This window comes from Stenotrophomonas sp. P5_A9, assembly GCF_056400525.1.
This window is the reverse complement of the sequence record NZ_JBFULC010000028.1, coordinates 1-19,898: the sequence shown is the minus strand read 5'-3', so window position 1 is coordinate 19,898 and position 19,898 is coordinate 1. Positions and strand designations below refer to the sequence as shown.

The 19,898-nt window shown below is 67.5% G+C and carries 15 protein-coding genes; 6 read left to right on the top strand and 9 right to left on the bottom strand.

The window, feature by feature from the left end:
- Positions 1–458: 458 nt before the first annotated feature.
- The 3 genes from AC1DR7_RS10770 to AC1DR7_RS10760 are packed head-to-tail and all read right to left on the bottom strand — an operon-like array spanning position 459 to position 8,190.
- A complete protein-coding gene (locus AC1DR7_RS10770) occupies positions 459–3,545 on the bottom strand; it encodes an efflux RND transporter permease subunit (RefSeq protein WP_478051704.1) in 3,087 nt (1,028 codons plus the stop codon).
- Entirely contained in the window at positions 3,542–7,051 is a 3,510-nt protein-coding gene (locus AC1DR7_RS10765) for an efflux RND transporter permease subunit (protein ID WP_478052822.1), read from the bottom strand. The genes AC1DR7_RS10770 and AC1DR7_RS10765 overlap by 4 nt, the downstream gene beginning before the upstream one ends.
- A complete protein-coding gene (locus tag AC1DR7_RS10760; protein ID WP_478051702.1) occupies positions 7,048–8,190 on the bottom strand; it encodes an efflux RND transporter periplasmic adaptor subunit in 1,143 nt (380 codons plus the stop codon). Before AC1DR7_RS10760 ends, AC1DR7_RS10765 begins: the two co-directional genes overlap by 4 nt.
- 204 nt (positions 8,191–8,394) lie before the next feature.
- On the opposite strand from AC1DR7_RS10760, the gene AC1DR7_RS10755 reads away from it, so the two are divergent.
- Together AC1DR7_RS10755 and AC1DR7_RS10750 are read left to right on the top strand one after the other, a co-directional pair.
- The gene (locus AC1DR7_RS10755; RefSeq protein WP_256773979.1) at positions 8,395–8,796 is read left to right on the top strand and encodes a c-type cytochrome; all 402 of its coding nucleotides are present in this window, start codon (positions 8,395–8,397) and stop codon (positions 8,794–8,796) included.
- A gap of 8 nt (positions 8,797–8,804) precedes the next feature.
- Positions 8,805–9,266 (top strand): c-type cytochrome, encoded by a 462-nt coding sequence (locus AC1DR7_RS10750; RefSeq protein WP_256773980.1) that lies wholly within the window; start codon positions 8,805–8,807, stop codon positions 9,264–9,266.
- 365 nt (positions 9,267–9,631) lie between these two features.
- On the opposite strand, the gene AC1DR7_RS10745 is transcribed toward AC1DR7_RS10750, so the two are convergent.
- Entirely contained in the window at positions 9,632–11,515 is a 1,884-nt protein-coding gene (locus AC1DR7_RS10745; RefSeq protein WP_478076479.1) for an ATP-binding cassette domain-containing protein, read from the bottom strand.
- A gap of 36 nt (positions 11,516–11,551) precedes the next feature.
- A complete protein-coding gene (locus AC1DR7_RS10740) occupies positions 11,552–12,454 on the bottom strand; it encodes a LysR family transcriptional regulator (RefSeq protein ID WP_457320013.1) in 903 nt (300 codons plus the stop codon).
- Positions 12,455–12,559: 105 nt separating this feature from the next.
- Here AC1DR7_RS10740 and AC1DR7_RS10735 point away from each other — a divergent pair, with 105 nt between their 5' ends.
- From AC1DR7_RS10735 to dbpA, 3 genes are read left to right on the top strand one after another with little or no spacing between them, the layout of a single operon-like run.
- Positions 12,560–13,636 carry a YeiH family protein gene (locus tag AC1DR7_RS10735; RefSeq protein ID WP_457320011.1) on the top strand — a complete coding sequence of 359 codons (1,077 nt, stop codon included), beginning with the start codon at positions 12,560–12,562 and terminating at the stop codon, positions 13,634–13,636.
- A gap of 3 nt (positions 13,637–13,639) precedes the next feature.
- A complete protein-coding gene (locus tag AC1DR7_RS10730) occupies positions 13,640–13,960 on the top strand; it encodes a hypothetical protein (protein WP_457320009.1) in 321 nt (106 codons plus the stop codon).
- Positions 13,961–14,008: 48 nt separating this feature from the next.
- On the top strand, positions 14,009–15,385 hold the full coding sequence (gene dbpA, locus AC1DR7_RS10725; protein WP_256773984.1) for an ATP-dependent RNA helicase DbpA: 1,377 nt from the start codon (positions 14,009–14,011) through the stop codon (positions 15,383–15,385).
- Positions 15,386–15,605: 220 nt separating this feature from the next.
- Here the strand turns inward: dbpA and AC1DR7_RS10720 are convergent, their stop codons facing one another.
- From AC1DR7_RS10720 to AC1DR7_RS10705, 4 genes are all read right to left on the bottom strand, one after another.
- Positions 15,606–16,142 carry an adenine phosphoribosyltransferase gene (locus AC1DR7_RS10720; RefSeq protein ID WP_457320257.1) on the bottom strand — a complete coding sequence of 179 codons (537 nt, stop codon included), beginning with the start codon at positions 16,140–16,142 and terminating at the stop codon, positions 15,606–15,608.
- A gap of 71 nt (positions 16,143–16,213) precedes the next feature.
- The gene (locus AC1DR7_RS10715; protein WP_457320255.1) at positions 16,214–17,779 is read right to left on the bottom strand and encodes a protein adenylyltransferase SelO; all 1,566 of its coding nucleotides are present in this window, start codon (positions 17,777–17,779) and stop codon (positions 16,214–16,216) included.
- A gap of 37 nt (positions 17,780–17,816) precedes the next feature.
- A complete protein-coding gene (locus tag AC1DR7_RS10710) occupies positions 17,817–18,509 on the bottom strand; it encodes a glutathione S-transferase family protein (protein ID WP_256773987.1) in 693 nt (230 codons plus the stop codon).
- Between the two features lie 168 nt (positions 18,510–18,677).
- Positions 18,678–18,887 (bottom strand): cold-shock protein, encoded by a 210-nt coding sequence (locus tag AC1DR7_RS10705; RefSeq protein ID WP_006451993.1) that lies wholly within the window; start codon positions 18,885–18,887, stop codon positions 18,678–18,680.
- A gap of 301 nt (positions 18,888–19,188) precedes the next feature.
- On the opposite strand from AC1DR7_RS10705, the gene AC1DR7_RS10700 reads away from it, so the two are divergent.
- Entirely contained in the window at positions 19,189–19,665 is a 477-nt protein-coding gene (locus AC1DR7_RS10700) for a YaiI/YqxD family protein (protein WP_457320249.1), read from the top strand.
- Positions 19,666–19,898: the final 233 nt, after the last annotated feature.

Sequence of the window (19,898 nt, the reverse complement as noted above, 5' to 3'; positions counted from 1 at the left end):
CGGCGTCGGCCTGCGGCCGCCACCTCCTCCTTTATTTCGCCTCCAAGGGMATGGGCGCCCAGCGCCCGACCCACCAACCGCCATCAAACGTGCCCGGCTCCTGGCCTGTACCGCAAGCCGAGCCCCGTAGCAGCCGGTAGGCCCCTGGGCAAAATAAAGGAGGAGGCCGCCAGGCCGGGGGACATTTGCGCCAGGGGCCTACCGGCTGCTACGGGGCCCTCACGCTCGCGACATACCGGAGCGAAGACACAGCCTGGCACTGCCCGTCCGGGCCGACGGCCGGCGCTACCGGGAATCTGGGATTCGCGTGGAGCCGGCCAGCGGCCGGCGCTACCGGGAATCTGGGATTCGCGTGGAGCCGGCCAGCGGCCGGCACTACCGGGAAGCTGGGATCGCGGGGAGCCGGCCAGCGGCCGGCACTACCTAAAGCCGGGTACGTTGGCCGGACAGGGGGGCGTTCAGGCGACCGTTGCCGCTTCGCCCTTCGCCGGCAGGCCGCGGGCGCGGCGGATGATCCTGCCCACCGCGATGCTCATGTCATCGAGCATCGCGTAGATGGTCGGCAGGAACAGCAGACTGACCACCGTGGAGAACGCCAGGCCGCCGGCAATGGCACGTGCCATCGGGTAGTACGGCGGGCCGTTGCCCAGCAGCTGGGTGTCGGTGAGCGAGATCGGGATCATCGCCAGGATCGCGGTGCCCATGGTCATCATGATCGGGCGCAACCGCTCGCGCGAGCCTTCCACCAGCGCCTGGGTGCGGCCCATGCCGCGCCGACGCAGGTTGTTGATGTGCTCGATCATCACGATACCGTTGTTCACCACCACGCCCATCAGCACCAGGATGCCGATGAAGGACATGATTCCGAACGAGGTCCCGGTCAGCCAGAACAACCAGAACACCCCGAAGATCGAGAACAGCACCCCGCTCATGATCGCCGCCGGGAACAGCAGCGATTCAAACACCGCGGCCATCACCACGTAGATCATCACCAACGCGATGATCAGGTTGAACAGCATCTGCTGCATGGCCTCGTTGTCGTTGCCGTAGTCGCCGCCATCGAAGGTGAAGGTATAGCCGGCCGGGAAGCTCATCGGCGTGAGCGTCGCTTCCATCGCCTTGCGCGCTTCCGGGGCGGTGACCTTCTCGGCCAGGTTGGCCTTGATGGTCAACGTGGTCTGGCGGTTGGTGCGGCCGATCTGCGTCGCCGACGGCCTGATCGACACATCCACCAGGCTCAGCAACGGCACCGATCGGCCGTCGCCGGTACGCACGGTGAAGCTGGCCAGGTCTTCCGGGCTGCTCTGTTCGGCCCCGGCGAACCGCACCCATACCGGCACCTCGCTGTCGCCGCGCCGGAACTCGCGCATCGGCGCACCGCGCAGCGCCAGGCCGACAAAGCTGGCGACCTGCTCTGCATTGAAGCCGAACGCCGCCGCGCGCTCGCGATCGACGTGGATGGCCAGCTCGCTGCCCTTCTCGCCGTTGTCGATGCGCACGTCGCGCAGTTCCTTGCGCTGTGCCAGCAGCGGCACCACCTCCTCGCCGATCTCCTGCAGCATCTTGGTCGAGTCGCCGACCAGCTGCACCTGCACGGATTGATTGCTGCTGCCGCCACCGTCGCCGCCCTGGTTGCCGACGATGTAATCGGCACGCGCCGAACGCGGCAGGCCCTTGCGCAGCGCTTCCTGCACGGCAGGCATGTTGTCGGCATGCTCTGCGTCGAAGGTCACCGTCGTGCTGCTGCCTTCCTGCTCGCTGTACCAGGAATAGATCTGGGTGATGTGCAGCTTCTCGCGCTGGCCATCGAGGTAGTGCTCGACGCGCGCGACTTCCTCGGACATCTGGCTGTAGGTGTAGGCGCCCTTCCAGTTGTAGCCGATGAACACCTCGTGGCCACCTTCGCCCCCGAACATGTCGATCTTGGTCAGCTTCATCGGCACCAGGCTGATGGCCACCACCATCAGGATGCCGAACACGCTCCAGCCCCGATGTTCCAGCGTCCAGCGCAGGACCTTGGCATAGCGGCGCTGCAGGCGCGCGATCACCCCGGATTCGGCGTGCACCAGCTTGGGGGTCTGCATGCGCGCGGACAGCATCGGGATCAGGCTGACCGCCACCAGCCACGAGGCCAGCAGCGAGACCGAAATGGTGATCGCGATCTGCGACATGAAGATGCTGATGTTGTTGGTTTCACCGAACAGGTTCGGCACGAACACGATGCAGTGGCACAGGGTGCCGGCACTCAGCGCGATGGCCACGTTGCGCGTGCCGATGATCGAGGCCAGCCGCGGCTGGTCGGGCATGCGTTCGCGTTCCTGGTAGATGCTCTCCACCACCACCACCGCGTTGTCCACCAGCATGCCGACGGCCAGCAGCAGGCCCATCATGGTCAGGATGTTGAGCGTGACCCCGGCAAAGTACATGAAGCCCAGGGTGATCACGAAACAGATCGGGATCGCCAGGGTCACCATCAGCGTGGACGGCCAATGGCGCAGGAAGAAGAACAGCACCGTGATCGACAGCAGCAGACCGACCGCGCCGGCCTCGGCCAGCTCCAGCAGCGAGGAGGTGACCATCTTGCCCTGGTTGTCGATGACCTTGATCTGCACATCGCGCATCGACGGCTGCTTGCGGATCGCCTCCACTTCGGCGAGCGCTGCGCGCGAAACTTCCACCAGGTTGGCGCTGCGCTCCTTGAAGATGTCCAGGCCGACGGCCGGGTTGCCATCCAGGCGGCGGCCGTAGTTCATCCGCGTGGGCTTGAGCCGGATGTCGGCGATGTCGCCCAGGCGCAGGCCCTTGGTGTCGATCACCAGGTCGCGCAGTTCCTGCAGGTCGGTGATCTCCCCGACCGGCTGGATGCGCACGCGCTGGCCGTTGTCATCGATCTGCCCGGCCGAGATCGAGAAGTTCAGCGTGCGCAGACGGTCGCTGAGGTCGTTGATGCTCAGGTTGTGCGCGGTCAGGCGGTCCGGGCTGATCGCAATCTCCACCTCGTTGGGTGGCGCGCCGGAGATATTGACCCGGGCCACGCCGGGGATGCGTTCGATGCGCCGCTTGAACTCGCGGTCGAGCATGTCGTACGCGCCGGTGAGGTCGCTGCTGCTGGCCAGGCGCACCTTGAGCACCGGGTCATCGCTGCTGGACCACTTGAACACGCTGTAACGCTGCAGGTCATCGGGCAGGTCGGTGCGGATCGCGTCGATGCGCTCGCGCGCGTCCGAGGCGGCGATGGCGATGTCGCGGTCCCAGTCGGTGAACTCGATGAAGATGCTGGCCCCTTCGGAGGTGGCCGAGGAGCGCATGCGCTTGATCCCGGTCATGGTGGCCAGCGCTTCTTCGGTGGGGCGGATGATGTTGCGCTCCACTTCCTCGGGGGTGGACCCGGTGTAGGGCACCTGCACGAACAGGAACGGGGCCGAGATGTCCGGCAGTGCCTCCAGCGGCAACCGCAACGAGGCGATCAGCCCCACCACCGCCAGCGACACGAAGCACATGATGGTGGTGATGGGACGGCGGATGGAGAACTCGGCGATGCTCATGCCGGCTCCCGTGCGGTGCCGGTGCCGGGGGTCTCGACGAAACCGGCTTGCTTGCGCCCTCGTTCGCGGTAATACGCATCGCCGCGACCATCCAGCAGGTCGTACACCACCGGGATGACGATCAGGGTCAGCAGGGTGGACACCAGCAGGCCACCGATGACGGTGATCGCCATCGGCGCGCGCACTTCGGCGCCCTCGCCCATCGCCACCGCCAGCGGCAGGAAGCCGAACAGCGTGCACAGGGTGGTCATGATGATCGGCCGCAGGCGTGAGCGCGCGCCCTCCACCAGTGCCTGCTGCTTGGGCACCCCGGACTCGCGCAGCTGGTTGACCTTGTCGATCAGGATGATCGCGTTCTTGGTCACCAGCCCCACCAGCAGGATCAGGCCGATGAACACCACCACCGAAATCGGCTTGCCGGTCAGCATCAGCGCCAGGATCGCGCCGACCAGGGCCAGCGGGATGGTGAACAGGATGACGAACGGGTGCAGCAGCGATTCGAACTGCGACGCCATCACCAGGTAGACCAGGAAGATCGCCAGGCCGAAGGCGAAGATCAGCGAGCGCGCCGATTCGGCCAGCTCCTCACCCTGCCCGCCGATGTGCATGCCCACGCCGGCGCCCAGCGGGTCCTTGGCGACCATGTCCTGCACTTCGCGCACCGCACCGCCCAGGTCGATGTCGCGCAGGTTGGCCGAAACCACCGCCACGCGCGTCTGGTCGGCGCGGTGGATCTCGCTCGGGCCGTTGGTGGCGACCACCTCGGCCACCGCATCCAGGGTCACCGGACGGCTGCTGCCGGGATTGACGATGAGCCGGCGGATGCTGTCCACGCTGGCACGGTCGCCTTCCTGGGCCCGCACCAGCACGTCGATCTTGCGGTCGCGGAAGCTGTAGCGGGTGGCCACGTCGCCACGCACCTTCTTGACCACCACATCGGCGATCTGGCGGGTGGTCAGGCCGAGTGCGCCGGCACGTTCCTGATCGAAGCGGATCTGGATTTCCGGGAAGCCTTCCTCGACCGTGGATTTGACGTCGGCGTAGTGGGGGTTGTTGCGCAGCATCGCCGCCAGTGCCTGGCCGGCGTGTTCCAGGGTGGCCATGTCCTGGCCGCGCAGCTCCACTTCCAGTGGCGTGGAGAAACTGAACAATGCCGGCCGCGCGAAGTCGACCTGCACGCCCGGATGCTGCTTCATCGAATCACGCAGGCGCTCGGTGATGGCCGCTTCCGTGCGGGCGTCGCCGCCACCGGCCATGACCACGGTCAGCTTGCCGATGTTCTCGCCGCTTTCGGTCGGGCTGGCATCCAGCCGCGTGCCGCTGCCGCTGACCCCGTACAACGAGGCGATCTGGCCGTCCTTGGCGTGGGCCAGCTGCAGCTCGCGGACCAGGGCATCGGTCTGCTTCAACGGCGTGCCGGCCGGCAGCTTGGCGGTCATCTCGAAACGGTCCTGGGCCAGCTGCGGGATCAGGTCGGCCCCCAGCATCGGCACCAGCGCCAGGGTGGCCACGAAGGCCAGGCCAGCCAGGCCCAGCACCTTGCCCGGGTGGTGCAAGGCACCCGGCAGCAGCTTGAGGTAGCCGCGCTCGGCACCGGCGTAGGGCTTCATCGCCACATCGCTGGCCTTGCGCATCACCGGGCCAACCACCGCCACGACCCCGCGCGACACGCGGATCACCGCCCACGCCAGCCCGAAGCAGGTCCAGCGCACCAGCGCGCCGACGCCGCGACGGCTACCGGCCACCGGCTTGAGCCAGCGCTGTTCCGGCTGCCAGGTGGCGTGCGCCGGTTCCTCCGGGAAGGCCAGCGGCGGACGGCCCTTGAGCGAGCTCAGCATCGGGATCAGGGTCATGGACACCAGCAGCGAGATCGCAATGGCGATCGCCACGGTCAGCGCCTGGTCGCGGAACAGCTGGCCGGCGATGCCATCAACGAACACCAGCGGCAGGAACACGGCGATGGTGGTCAGCGTGGAGGCGACCACGGCCATGCTGACTTCCCGGGTGCCGGCGATCGCCGCCTCCAGGATGCCCAGGCCACGCTCGCGCGCCTTGGCGATGCTCTCCAGCACCACGATCGAGTCGTCCACCACCAGGCCGGTGGCCAAGGCCAGGCCGCCCAGCGACATCACGTTGAGGCTGAGCCCCATCTGGCCCATGAAGAAAAACGTGGTGATGATCGACACCGGCAGCGACAGGCTGATCACGAACGTGCTCCAGCCATCGCGCAGGAACAGGAAGATGATCAGGATCGCCAGCAGGCCGCCGATCACCGCGTCTTTCTTGACGTCGCTGATGGCGTGTTCGATGAAGCGCGACTGGTCTTCGATGGTGGTCAGTTCGGCATCGCCGGGAATCTGCCCCTTGATCTGTTCCAGCTTGGTACGCAGCGCGGCGGCGGTGGCGACGGTGTTCGCATCGCCTTCCTTGTAGATCGCCAGTTCGACCGCTTCCTTCCCGCCCAGGCGGATGATCGCCTCGCGCTCTTTGTAGCCCTGGCGCACGCTGGCGACATCCTTCAACCGCACCGGCATACCGTTGGCGACGGTGGAGGAACTACTGCTGGATGCACTCTGCGCGGCCGAAGCGGCGGCGACGGCCGCATCCGAACCGGTGGACGCGGCGATCGCGAACATCTGCTGCATGGCCGCGTCGGCGGCACTGCCGTTGCTGCCTTGCGTGGTCACCAGCAGGTTGCGGATGTCGTCCAGGTCGGCGAACTGGTTGACGGTACGCACCAGGAAGCGCTGCGAGCCCTCCTCCAGGCGGCCGCCGGAAATATTGATGTTCTCTTCCTTGAGCCGCTTGATGACGGTGTCGATCGGCAGGTTGAGCTGGGCCAACTTCTGCTGGTCGATGTCGACCTGGATCTCGTCTTCCAGGCCACCGCCGACCTTGACCGCCGCCACGCCGGTGACCGGCTCCAGCTTCTTCTTCAGGTCCTCGTCGGCATAGCGACGCAGTTCGGTCAGCTGGCGCACCGCGTCGGCGTCGGTGGCGGCCTCCTTCTTTGCCGAAATCACCAGGCGCATGATCGGCGCGGTGGACGGATTGAAGCGCAGCAGCACCGGGGCCTTGGCCTCCAGCGGCAGGTTCAGCGCTTCCATCTTGTCGCGCACCTCCAGGCTGGCCTGGTCCATGTTGGTGCCCCAGGCGAACTCCAGCACCACATCGCTCTGCCCGGTACGCGAGACCGACTTGAGCTTGCGCAGGTTCTTGACCACGCCCACGGCCTCTTCGACCGGCTCGCTGATCAGGGTTTCAATTTCAGTCGGCGCCGCACCGGTGTACTCGGTGCGCACGGTCAGGGTGGGATAGCTCAGGTCGGGCAGCAGGTTGACCTTGAGGTTGCCCAGGGCGATGAAGCCGAACAGCATCAGCGTCACCGTGCACATGGCGATGGTGACGCGGCGGCGGGTGGCAAATTCCACCAGGCCGCCGCCGTGCGCGCCCGGACGCTCGCCAGCGTGCGGGTCCTTGCCGTGGTCGTTGCCGGCCGATGTCATTGGCGGCTCTCCGCCTTTTTTGCCGGCACGGCAGCGGCGGTGGCGGTCGGCTTGGCACCGATCACCTGCACCGCGGTGCCGTCACGCAGCGCCACCTTGCCGGCGGTGACCACCTGGTCGCCTTCGGCCAGGCCATCGCGGATCTCCACCCACGGGCCTTCGGCATAACCGAGCTTGACCGGCACCCGGGCGACCTTGCCGGCGCGCACGCGGAACACGGCGGGTTCGCCGTCGTCGAGCAGTGCCAGGCGCGGCACCACCAGCGCATCGGCACGCTGGTCGTAATCGATCCGGATGCGACCGAACATGCCCGGCTGCAGGCCTTCGGCGTCTTCGCCGAAACCGCTGACCACGCGGAAGGTGCCGCTGCCGGCATCGATCACCGGCGCGATACGGTCGACCACGCCCGGGAACGACTTGCCCGGCAGCGCATCGGCCAGCAGCGTCACCGGCTGGCCGGCGCGCAGGGTGGCCAGTTCGCGCTCGGGCACGTTGAGCGTGGCTTCCAGGCGCGAGTTGTCGATGATGCGGAAAATCGGCGTGTTGATCTGCACGAAGTTGCCGGTCTTGATCGAGCGCGAGGCGATCACGCCGGAGATCGGCGCCACCACCGTGGTGTAGGACAGCTCCAGCGTGGCCAGCCGGTACTGCGCGCGGGCGTTCTCCACGTCGTACTTGATCTGGTCGACATCGGCGGCGCTGACCATCTGCTGGCCGATCAGCTTCTGCGCACGCTGGTAGTTGTTTTCCAGCTTGCGCATCACCGCCTCGCTCTGGGCGACGGCCAGCCGCGCACGGTCCGGATCCAGCCGCACCAGCGGCTGCCCGGCGCGTACTGCCTGGCCCTCTTCGACCAGCACCGCCAGTGCCACCCCGGAGGTCTTGGCGACCACCTGCGACTCCGCGCGCGCTTCCAGCGCGGCGGTGCCGGTGTAGCTGGCCGCCACCGCGCGGCGGCTGGCGGCGACCGCTTCGACCGGGACCGCGTCGACCTTTTCGGCCTTGGCGTCCTTTTCCGCAGCCTGCGCATCGGCGGCACCGGTGCCGGCGCCGCAGCCGCTCAGCAGCAGCGAGGTGGTGATCAGCAGAGCAGCGGCGCAGGTTCCGGTGCGGCCGTGCAGGAAAGATTTTCGCGACATCGTCGTGTCCCTGAGGGATGCGTGGGCAGGTGTTGTAGCAAAGTAATGCACCACGTCACGATCACACCATATCCCAAAGGTCATGGTGACCTGCGGCAACGCCTCCGATGACCCGGTTTCAGCTAGATGAAATCGCAGGCTATACTCGGGCCAGTTCCGTACCCCACGCCGGAACGACCAGACCCGTACACCGGAAAGGACATCATGCGCCCGCAGCCGCTCGCCGCTTGTCTTCTGGCCGTCCTCCTGCCCCTCGGGGCCGCCGCACAGGCCGCCACTGCTCCAGCAGTACCCGCAGCACCTGCCGCACCCGCTCCTGCTTCAGCCCCCGCCGCGCCCGCCCCTGTCGCCCTCACCGGGAATGTCGACAATGGCCGCGTGCTGGCTTACACCTGCCAGGGGTGCCACGGCATCACAGGCTACAAGAACGCCTACCCCAGTTACCGGGTGCCCAAGATTGGCGGGCAGACCCAGCAGTACCTCAGCCAGGCGCTGAGCGAGTACCGCCAGGGCAAGCGCCGGCATCCCACGATGCAGGCGCAGTCCATGAGTTTCAGCGAACAGGAGATCGCCGATCTCGCTGTTTACCTGTCCACCGTCAAATAAGCGCGCTCATGTCGAAAGCCACGCCCTTCAAGCGTCACGCCATCGCCCTGTCCGTTGCCCTACTGATGACTGCGTGTTCGCAGTCACAGGTGGAAAACAGCGCAGATTCCGCCGCCGACCCGGGCCACGCCAGTGGCGAACATGGGTCCGGCTCCTCCGCCGGCTTACCGGCCGGACGCCTGGCTGCTGGTGAAGCTCGTGCCCAGGTCAAGGGCAAGGCCACCGGCCAGAGCTGCATCGACTGCCACGGCGTCGACGGCAACAAGCCGATCGACCCGACCTACCCGAAACTGGGTGGGCAGTACGGTGACTATCTGGCGCATGCGTTGCAGGCCTATCGCGCCGGCGACCGCCAGCATGCGTTGATGACCCCGCAGGCGACCGACCTGAGCGATCAGGATATTGCCGACCTGGCCGCCTATTTTGGTTCGCGGCCGAGCCAGCTGCGGGACCTGCACGGGGTGAAGTGACCGCGGTGGAGCCGACCGTTGGTCGGCTGCCCTTCGTTCGGGCGTCATGAAGCGCTGAATCGTAGAGCCGACCGTTGGTCGGCTGCCCTCCGTTCCGGCGTCATGAACCTCTGAATGGTAGAGCCGACCGTTGGTCGGCTGCCCTTCGTTCCGGCGTCATGAACCTCTGACGCCAGCCGACCAACGGTCGGCTCTACGCGTGAGGCCGACCAACGGTCGGCTCTACGTGTGAGGCCGACCAACGGTCGGCTCTACGYRTGRGGCCGACCAACGTTCGGTTCTTCGCGTGCGGGCGACCTGCGGTCGGTTCCACACGTCCCGCATCGTCAAGCCGACCAACGGTCGGCTCTACGTCGATCGCCGGATCAGGCGTCCAGCTCTTCCCAGCGTGCGTAGGCGGCATCCAGTTCCGCCTGCACCTTGCCCAACTGCTGGGTGTGCGCGGCCATGTCGGCGGCGCTGCGCTGGTAAAACGCCGGGGCGTTCATCGCGGCGGTGAGGCCTTCGACGTCCTTCTCCAGCGTTTCGATCTTCAGCGGCAACTGTTCCAGCTCGCGCGCGTCCTTGTAGCTGAGCTTGCGCTTGGGCTCGGCCGGGGCGGCAGCAGCCGATGCAGCCGCAACGGGCTTGGCCGCCGCCACCGGTGCCGACGCGGCGGCGGCCGCCACGCGTGCCGCGTGGCGCTGCCAGTCGGTGTAACCGCCGACGTATTCGCCGACCACGCCGTCGCCTTCCATGACCATGGTGGAGGTCACCACGTTGTCGAGGAAGTCACGGTCGTGGCTGACCAGCAGCAGGGTCCCGGTGTAGTCGCTCAGCAGCTCTTCGAGCAGTTCGAGGGTTTCCACGTCCAGGTCGTTGGTCGGTTCATCCATCACCAGCAGGTTGGACGGCTGGGCGAACAACTTGGCCAGCAGCAGGCGGTTGCGCTCGCCACCAGACAGACGGGTGATCGGCGCGCGCGCACGCTCGGGCGAGAACAGGAAGTCCTGCAGGTAGGCGTGCACATGCTTGCGCTTGCCGTTGAACTCGATGAAATCGCGGCCTTCGGCCACGTTCTCGATCGCCGTCCAGTCTTCGCGCAGCACCGCACGGTACTGGTCGAAGTAGGCGATCTGCAGGTTGGTGCCGGCACGTACTTCGCCGCCCTGCGGCTGCAGGTCGCCCAGCAGCAGCTTGAGCAGCGTGGTCTTGCCGCTGCCGTTGGGACCGATCAGGCCGATGCGGTCGCCGCGCAGGATGACGGTGCTGAAATCCTTGACCATCACCCGCTCGCCGAAGGCGAAGGAGATGTCCTTGACGTCGATGACCTTCTTGCCGGAATTCTCCGCCTGCGCCGCTTCCATGCGCACGTTGCCGCCGAGCTCGCGGCGCTGCGAACGGTCGTTGCGCATCGCCTTGAGGCGGCGCACACGGCCTTCGTCGCGGGTACGACGGGCCTTGATGCCCTGGCGGATCCAGATTTCTTCCTGCGCCAGCAGTTTGTCGAAGCGCGCGTTTTCCTGCGCCTGTGCGTTCATGCGCTCTTCGCGGCGGCGTTCGTAGTTGGCCCAGTCGCCGGGCCAGCTGGTGACCTGGCCGCGGTCGATCTCGACGATGCGGGTGGCCAGCGCGCGCAGGAAGCGACGGTCATGGGTGACGAACACCACGCTGCCGTTCCAGTTCTTGAGGAACATTTCGAGCCWGTCGATGGCTTCGATGTCCAGGTGGTTGGTGGGTTCGTCCAGCAGCAGCAGATCCGGCGAGGACACCAGCGCGCGGCCCAGCAGCACGCGGCGCTTCATACCGCCGGACAGGCGCGCGAATTCGGCATCGCCGTCCAGGTCGAGCTTGGTCAGGGTCTCGCTGACGCGCTGATCCAGGCCCCAGCCGTTGGCGGCGTCGATCTTGGCCTGTACGGCCGACAAGGCATCGCCGTCGAAGTCGTCGGCCATGCTCAGGTGATGGAACTCGGCCAGCCACTGGCCCAGCTCGCCCAGGCCATCGGCGACCACGTCGAAGACGCTGCCGGCGGCACCGTGCGGCACCTCCTGTTCCAGGCGGGTGATGCGCACCCCCTGCTGCACGCGGACTTCGCCGTCATCGGGCTTGTGATCGCCGGACAGCAGTTTGAGCAGGGTCGATTTGCCGGCGCCGTTGCGGCCGATCAGGGCAATACGCTCGCCCGGCTCGATCGACAGTTCGGCTTTTTCCAGCAACAAGGGGCCGCCGACGCTGAAGTCGACGTTTTGGAGAGTAATCAGAGGCATCCGACCATTGTACGGGCTGGCGGTGCGCGGCGTCGCTCAACCGTGCGCGAAAGCGTCCGGCGGCAGGCCCAGCAGCGTGGCCAATGCCGGCGGCACCTGCTTGCCCGGGTGCCGGACCACCCACAGCTGCCGCGACAGGAGCGGCAACGGGGTGTCCAGGATACGCAGCGTGCCCAGCGCAACCAGATCGGCCACGGCGTGGCCGGACAGGCAGGCCACGCCCAGCCCGGCCGCTGCCGCCTGCTTGATTGCCTCGGTGCTGCCCAGCCGCATGGATCGGCCGAAGTGGTGCAGATGCGGCAGCAGCGCCTGCTCGACCGCCTCGCGGGTGCCCGACCCGGGTTCGCGCAGCAGCCAGCGCGCGTTGGCCAGCGTGGCCAGGTCCGGCATCGGCCCGAGCGGCGCGTCGGCCGCAGCGACGATCACCAGTGCATCGCGCTGCCACGGCAGCACCTGCAGGCCGCTTTCATGGCACGGGCCCTCGATCAGGCCCAGGTCGACCTCCAGCCGTTGCACTGCAGCCACCACGTCGGCGCTGTTGCCGATGCGCAGGTCGACCTGCGCCAGCGGGTTGTCGGCCAGCAGCGCGGCCACGCGCGTCGGCAGCAGGTAGTTGCCGATGGTGCTGCTGGCGCCGATCCGCAACTGCAGCGGGACCTGGTCGAGCGTGCGGTCCTGCCCGACCCCGGCCACGGTCTCCATGTCGGCGGCAGCGACCAGCAGCGCCCGCGCCGGGTCCAGCAGCGCCCGACCGTGCGCGTTGAGCACCAAGCGCCGGCCGATGCGATCGAACAGCGGCGCGGGCAGGTGGGCTTCCAGTTCGTTGAGCGCGGCGCTGGTGGCCGACTGCGACAGCGCCAGCTGCGTGCCCGCCGCCGCCGTGGTACCCGCGTCGGCGACAGCCACGAAAACCTGCCATTGGCGCAAGGTGAGGTGCATGGCGGACATTAACGCATAGAACTGGTTGAAATCAGATGAACAATGCGTTTTACAGGTTCATTGCCGACGCGCACGCTGTTCACCTGATCCCACCGGAGCGTTGCCGTGAACACCTCTACCGCCGCCCTGCCCTCGACGTCCCTGGCCCAGCGCTGGCGCGGCCGCGTGCCGGGCCTGCTGCTGACCGCGGGGGTGGCGGCGGCCGCGATGGGCCTGGCAACGCTGCCATGGCTGCAGGCGCACGGCATCAGCGCGTTGACCCTGGCCATCGTGCTCGGTATCGCGCTGGGCAACAGCGTCTATCCGCGCCTCGCCGCGCAGGCCGCGTGCGGGGTCGGCTTTTCCAAGCAGTGGCTGCTGCGCGCCGGCATCGTGCTGTATGGGCTGCGGCTGACGTTCCAGGACATCGGCCAGGTCGGCGTGGCCGGCGTGCTGGTTGATGCGCTGGTGCTGGGCAGCACCTTCGCGCTGGCCTGGTGGGCCGGCACCCGCTGGTTCGGGATGGATCGCGAGAGCGCGCTGTTGATCGGCGCGGGCAGCGCGATCTGTGGCGCGGCGGCGGTGATGGCCGCCGAGCCGGTGGTGCGCGGTCGCGCCGAGCAGGTGACCGTGGCGGTATCGACGGTGGTGGTGTTCGGCACGCTGGCGATGTTCCTGTACCCGCTGTTGTATCAGCTCAACCTTGCCCATGGCTGGGTGCCGATGAGCGAAGCGGCCTACGGCGTGTTCACCGGCTCGACCGTTCATGAAGTGGCGCAGGTGGTTGCGGCCGGGCGTGCGGTGAGCCAGGGCGCCGCCGATACGGCGGTGATCGCCAAGATGGTGCGGGTGATGATGCTGGCCCCGTTCCTGCTCGCGCTGTCGTTGCTGCTGGCACGCGGCCGTGTCATGCAGCCCGGCGCGGCGCGCGCGACGATCGTGGTGCCGTGGTTCGCGTTCGGATTCGCGGCGGTGGCCGGGATCAACTCGCTGCATGTGCTGCCTTCGGCGATGGTCGCTGCGGCCATCGACCTGGACAACGTGCTGCTGGCCATGGCGATGGCCGCGCTTGGCCTCACCACCCACGTCTCGGCGCTGCGCCAGGCCGGGATCAAGCCGCTGCTGCTTGCCCTGCTGCTGTTCGGCTGGCTGCTGGCCGGCGGACTGGGCATCAACCTGGGCGTGCATGCGCTGCTCGGATGAGCCATGCGTGTGCAGCATGCAGCATGCAAAACTGGCGCGATGAAACGTGAGCGCGTCCCACCCGTTGATCGCCGCTGCCTGCGCATTCCGTACCTGCTGCTGCTGGCGCGCTACGGGGCCGTGGATGAAGCCGAAGACGACCTGCTCGAGCTGCTGAGGCAGGTGCTGGGCGCGGACGTCGCGGTGTCCTGGGAGGAAGACCTCCGGCATCCCAATCCATGGTTTCACACGGTGATTCTGGACGTCGGCGCCAGCCTCGGCGAGTTCAGCCATGCCCAGCACGGTGCCCTGATGGAGAGACTGCGGGCGCTGGATCTGGCCTGAGCCTGGCCGGCACCCGCCCGGCGAGCGGCGCAGCGGGTAGAATGCGCCATGAACGAATTCTCCGAACTGCCCCTGTCGGCCTCGCTGGCGGCGGGCATCGACGCGCTGGGCTATACCCGCATGACCCCCGTGCAGGCGCAGAGCCTGCCGGCCATCCTCGATCGCCGCGACCTGATCGCACAGGCCCCCACCGGCAGCGGCAAGACCGCCGCGTTCGGGCTGGGCCTGCTGCAGGCACTGGATCCGTCGGTGATCCGCGCCCAGGCGCTGGTGCTGTGCCCGACCCGCGAACTGGCCGACCAGGTCGGCAAGCAGATCCGCAAACTGGCCACCGGCATCCCCAATTTGAAGCTGGTGGTGCTGACCGGCGGCATGCCGCTCGGCCCGCAGTTGGCGTCGCTGGAAGCGCACGACCCGCACGTGGTGGTGGGCACGCCCGGACGCATCCAGGAGCTGGGCCGCAAGCGTGCGCTGAAGCTGGGCGGGGTGACCACGCTGGTGCTGGACGAAGCCGACCGCATGCTCGACATGGGCTTTGAAGAGCCGATCCGCGAGATCGCCGGCCGCACCAGCAAGGACCGGCAGACGCTGCTGTTCTCGGCCACCTACCCCGATGAGATCCGCCAGATCGCGCGTGAGCTGCTGCGCGACCCGGTCGAGGTGACCGTTGAAGGCGCCGACAACGCGCCGGCGATCCGCCACCTGTTCTGCGAGACCGACCTGGCCAGCAAGCAGAAGGCGCTGGCCGGGCTGCTGCTCAAGTACAACCCGGAATCGACGGTGGTGTTCTGCAACACCCGCCGCGACGTCGACGATGTGGCCAACTCGCTGCAGCAGTTCGGCTTCTCGGCGCTGCCGCTGCACGGTGAAATGGAACAGCGCGACCGCGACGAAGTGCTGGTGCGCTTCGCCAACCGCAGCTGCAACGTGCTGGTGGCCAGTGACGTGGCCGCGCGCGGGCTGGATGTGCAGGACCTGGCGGCGGTGATCAACTACGAGCTGCCCACCGACATCGAAACCTACGAACACCGCGTCGGCCGCACCGGTCGCGCCGGCGCGTCCGGTCTTGCGATCAGCCTGGTCACCGGCCGCGAGCGCAATCGCGCCGATGCGCTGGAGGCCGCCCAGGGCAAGCCGCTGGACTGGCAGAAGACCCCGCTGGCCACCGCGCGCCCGGCGGTGCTGCCGCAGGCGGCGATGGAAACGCTGCGCATCGACGGCGGCAAGACCGACAAGCTGCGTCCCGGCGACATCCTCGGCGCGCTGACCGGCGATGCCGGGCTGTCGGCCAAGGCGATCGGCAAGATCGACATCTACGCCACGCGTTCCTACGTGGCGATTGCGCGCGAGCAGGTCGGCAAGGCGATCGCGCAGCTGGAAGCGGGGAAGATCAAGGGCCGTCGTTTCCGCGTCCGCAGGATGTAAGCGACGCGGGGTGGAGGGCGGCAATGCCGCCGTAGAGCCGACCGTTGGTCGGCTGCTCTTGGCGGTGTGAGGTTCATGAGGCGCCGGATCAACGGCAGCCGACCAACGGTCGGCTCTACGGTTCAACGGCAGCCGACCAACGGTCGGCTCTATGGTTCAACGGCAGCCGACCAACGGTCGGCTCTACGGTGGGTGGTGGCGTGGCCACCGCGCCGATACGTCAGTACACCAGGTTCGCCAACAGCGGCACGTTGGCGTCCCAGCGCTCGCGGCCGCCCAGGCCGGCCAGTTCGACCAGCACCGCCGCGCCAACCACCTCGACCTGCAACTGCTGGGCCAGCGACAGCGCCGCCAGCAAGGTGCCGCCCGTGGCCAGCACGTCATCGACGATCAGCACGCGCGCGCCGGGCGGCAACGCATCGGCGTGCACTTCGATGCTGTCGGTACGGTATTCCAGGGTGTATTCCTGCTTGAGCGTGCGGCCCGGCAGCTTGCCCGGCTTGCGTACCGGCACGAAGCCCACGCCCAGCACGCGCGCCATCGCCGCGCCCAGGATGAAGCCGCGCGACTCGATCCCCATCACTGCCACCAGGCCGGCATCGCGCCACGGTTGGACCATGGCATCGATCGCCGCGGCGAAATCGGCGCCATCGGCCAGCAGCGGCATGATGTCCTTGAACAGGATGCCCGGCTTGGGGAAGTCGGCGATGTCGCGCAGGCGATTGGCCCAGGCAGGGCTGGCGGAAACGTCGGTCATGATGGCGTCTGGCGGAATGGGCGGCATAGCGTAACCCGGCCGCTCATGTGGCTCTACCGCGCGCCGACACCTCAGGAGCTGCAGGACAGCATCGAACAGCCGGCCTTGTCGCGCGCCCACGCCGGGCGCTTGCCGGCGTAATGCTCACGTCCGGGCTGCAGGTCATACGGATGCCGCAGCACCTCCTGCAACGCATGCACGCCACTCAGGTCACCCTGCTCGGCGCGTTCGATCGCTTCCTGGGCCAGCCAGTTGCGCAGCACATACAGCGGGTTGGCCGCGGCCATTCGCTGCTGCCGGGACGCGATGTCCAGCGCATCGTCGCGCACCCGGGCCGCGTACTGCTGCAGCCAGGCCTGCAGCGCCGGCATCACCGCCGCACGCCGGTCCGCGCTGTAGAACGCCTCCTCCAGCACGCTCACCGACGGCGCCTGCGGGTCCAGCGCGATCAGGCCGCGGAACGCCAGGGTCATGTCCATTTCGCCGTCCTGCAGGATCTGCAGCCACGCCGCCATCATCGCCACGTCGTCATCGCGACACTGCGCCAGCCCGAACTTGGCGGCGATGTCCTCGCGCTCGCGCTGTGCGTGCACCGCCTGGAAACGTGCGAGCCCCTCATGCAGCGGCGCCACGTCGTCGAACAATGGCGCCAGCGCCTGCGCCAACCGGGTCAGGTTCCAGTACGCCACCTGCGGCTGGGTCCCGAAGCGGTAGCGTCGGCCCTGCGCGTCGGTGGTGTTGGGGGTCCAGTCCGGGTCGTAGTCGTCCACCCAGCCGTACGGGCCGTAGTCGATGGTCAGGCCAAGGATAGACATGTTGTCGGTGTTCATCACGCCGTGCACGAAACCGACCCGCATCCAGTGCGCCACCAGCACCGCGGTGCGCTCGCAGATCTGCGCGAACCACTGCGCGTGGCGCGCGTCACCGGCATCGGCCAGCTCGGGAAAATCGCGGGCGATGCAGACATCGGCCAGTTGCCGCAGCAACGCCACATCGCCCCGCGAGGCCGGCAGCTCGAACGTGCCGAAACGGATGAACGATGGCGCCACGCGGCACACGATCGCCCCCGGTTCCGGTGCGGCGTTGCCGTCGTAGAACATGTCGCGCACCACGCTGTCGCCGCTGCCGACCAGGCTCAGTGCGCGCGTGGTGGGAACGCCTAGGTGGTGCATCGCTTCGCTGCACAGGAACTCGCGGATCGACGAGCGCAGCACCGCGCGGCCATCTGCGCCACGCGAGTACGGGGTGCGCCCGGCGCCCTTCAACTGCAGCTCCCAGTGCCTGCCGTCGGATGCAACCAGTTCGCCCAGCGAAATCGCGCGCCCATCGCCGAGCTGCCCGGCCCAATGGCCGAACTGGTGCCCGCCGTAGTTGGCGGCCCATGGCTGCATGCCGGCGTACAGCGCGTTGCCGCCGAACACGCGGGCGAAGTCCGCGCTGTCGGTGAGGTCCGCGCCGATTCCGAGCAGGTCGGCCACCTCGGTCGACACTGCCAGCAGTTGCGGATCGGCCACGGGCGTGGGCATCACCGCCGACCACGCCGCACCGCGCACCTCGCGCACGCGCGGGCCGGTTTCCTCGTCGCCGGGGAGTTGCTCGATGAAACGGTTGTGGAAACGCAGCGGGTCGGTGTTCATCGCTTCGAAATGGGGGCGCCAGCGCGCGCCCGCAAGCTCATGCCGTGCCTGCGCCGAGGTCCAGCGCCCCGCCCCGCTCGCTGGCGCGCTGGTAGGCCGGACGCTGCTCGATGCGCTGCAGGAAGGCCTGCAGCTTCGGGTAGTTGGCCATGCTGCCGGCGCGCGAGGCAGCGGCCTGGATCGGGAAACTCATCTGGATGTCGGCGGCGGTGAAGCGTTCGCCGGCAAACCACGGCGAGTGGCCCAGCTCGCGCTCCATCCAGTCCAGGTGCAGCTTGAGCTGCGGACCGACGAAGCCCTTCATCACCTTGTCCACGATGCTGCGGGCGATCGGCCGGGCGAAGAACGGCATCGGGGCCTTGCGCACCCGCGCGAATACCAGGCTCATCAGCAGCGGCGGCATGGCCGAGCCTTCGGCGTAGTGCATCCAATAGCGGTAGCGCAGCCGTTCGGCCGCCTGTGCCGGCAGCAGCTCGGGCGAGAGCTGGCGGCCACTGTCATAGCGGTCTGCGAGGTAATCCAGGATCGCCCCCGATTCGGCCAGCACCAGCGCATCGTCCTGCAGCACCGGCGACTTGCCCAGCGGATGGATCTCGCGCAGTGCCTGCGGGGCCAGCCAGGTCTTCGGATCGCGCTGGTAGTTGACCACCTGGTACGGCAGGCCAAGCTCTTCGAGCATCCACAGCACGCGCAACGAGCGCGAGTGGTCCAGATGGTGCACTTTGATCATTGCCGCGTCCGCAGGTTCAAAGCGTCATCGTAACCGCGGCGACGGATGCATGCCGTCATCGGCGGCAACCGGCCCGAAGGCCAGGCCGGGCAAAACGCGCACAACAAAAAACGCCGGAAGCTTTCGCTTCCGGCGTTTCATTGCAACCTGACGGTAGCGGGGGGTCGATTAGACCGCCTGCACCTGGTCAGCCTGCATACCCTTCTGGCCCTGCACGGCGACGAAGGTCACCTTCTGGCCTTCCTGCAGCGACTTGAAGCCGGTGCCCTGGATGGCACGGAAGTGCACGAAGAGGTCCGGGCCGCTTTCCGGGGTGATGAAGCCGAAGCCCTTGGCATCGTTGAACCACTTGACGGTACCGCTCTGACGATCAGACATGTACAAACTCCTGAAACAATAGTTGAAATAATCGCGGCTTCCCATTGTGGGCGCCGAGACTGAGTTGCAGGCGTTGGTAAAGCGGATCGATGAGCAGATCGTGAGATCAACTGCACCAGGCCACGATTCACGGTGACCCTAGCAAACACAGTGTGGGTGACGATACTCGTGTTTTACCGAAAAAGCGATAGCTGGTTTATTCAGCCATCCTCCCCCTCCCGCCTGACAGGACAAGGGATTGGCGCATCGTACACCAATTCATCATGCCTATTCAGAATTTTCCTACCTTAAGATCAGCCAAATGCCCGATTCAAGTTCCGCGATTTCCCGTATCTGGGTCGATGCGGACGCCTGCCCTGGCGTCATCAAGGAGATCCTGTTCCGCGCCGCCGAGCGGGTGAAGATCCCGCTGGTGCTGGTGGCCAACCATTGGCTGCGGGTTCCCCCCTCGCCGCTGATCAGCTTCCTGCAGGTGCCGCCGGGGCTGGACGTCGCTGACAGTGCGATCGTTCAGCGGCTGGCCGCTGGCGATCTGGTGGTCACCCAGGACATCCCGCTGGCGGCCCTGGTTCTGGAAAAGCAGGCCGTGGCGTTGAACCCGCGCGGTCAGCTGTACACCCCGGACAACATGGCCGAGCGGCTGTCGATGCGCAATTTCATGGAGGAACTGCGCGGTGCCGGCATCCAGACCGGCGGCCCGCCTCCGCTGGGCGCGCGCGACCGGCAGGCGTTCGCCGCCGAACTGGACCGCTGGCTGGCCAAACGTTCAGCCCGCTGAACGTGTAGTGCCGGCCGCTGGCCGGCTCCCGGAAATGCCCATCACCCCGGTAATGCCGGCCGCTGGCCGGCTCCCGGAAATGCCAAACACCCCGGGTAGTGCCGGCCGCKGGCCGGCTCCCGGAAATGCCCATCACCCCGGTAGTGCCGGCCGCTGGCCGGCTCCCGGAAATGCCAATCACCCCGGGTAGTGCCGGCCGCTGGCCGGCTCCCCTGGAACCTGGGCACCCGAGG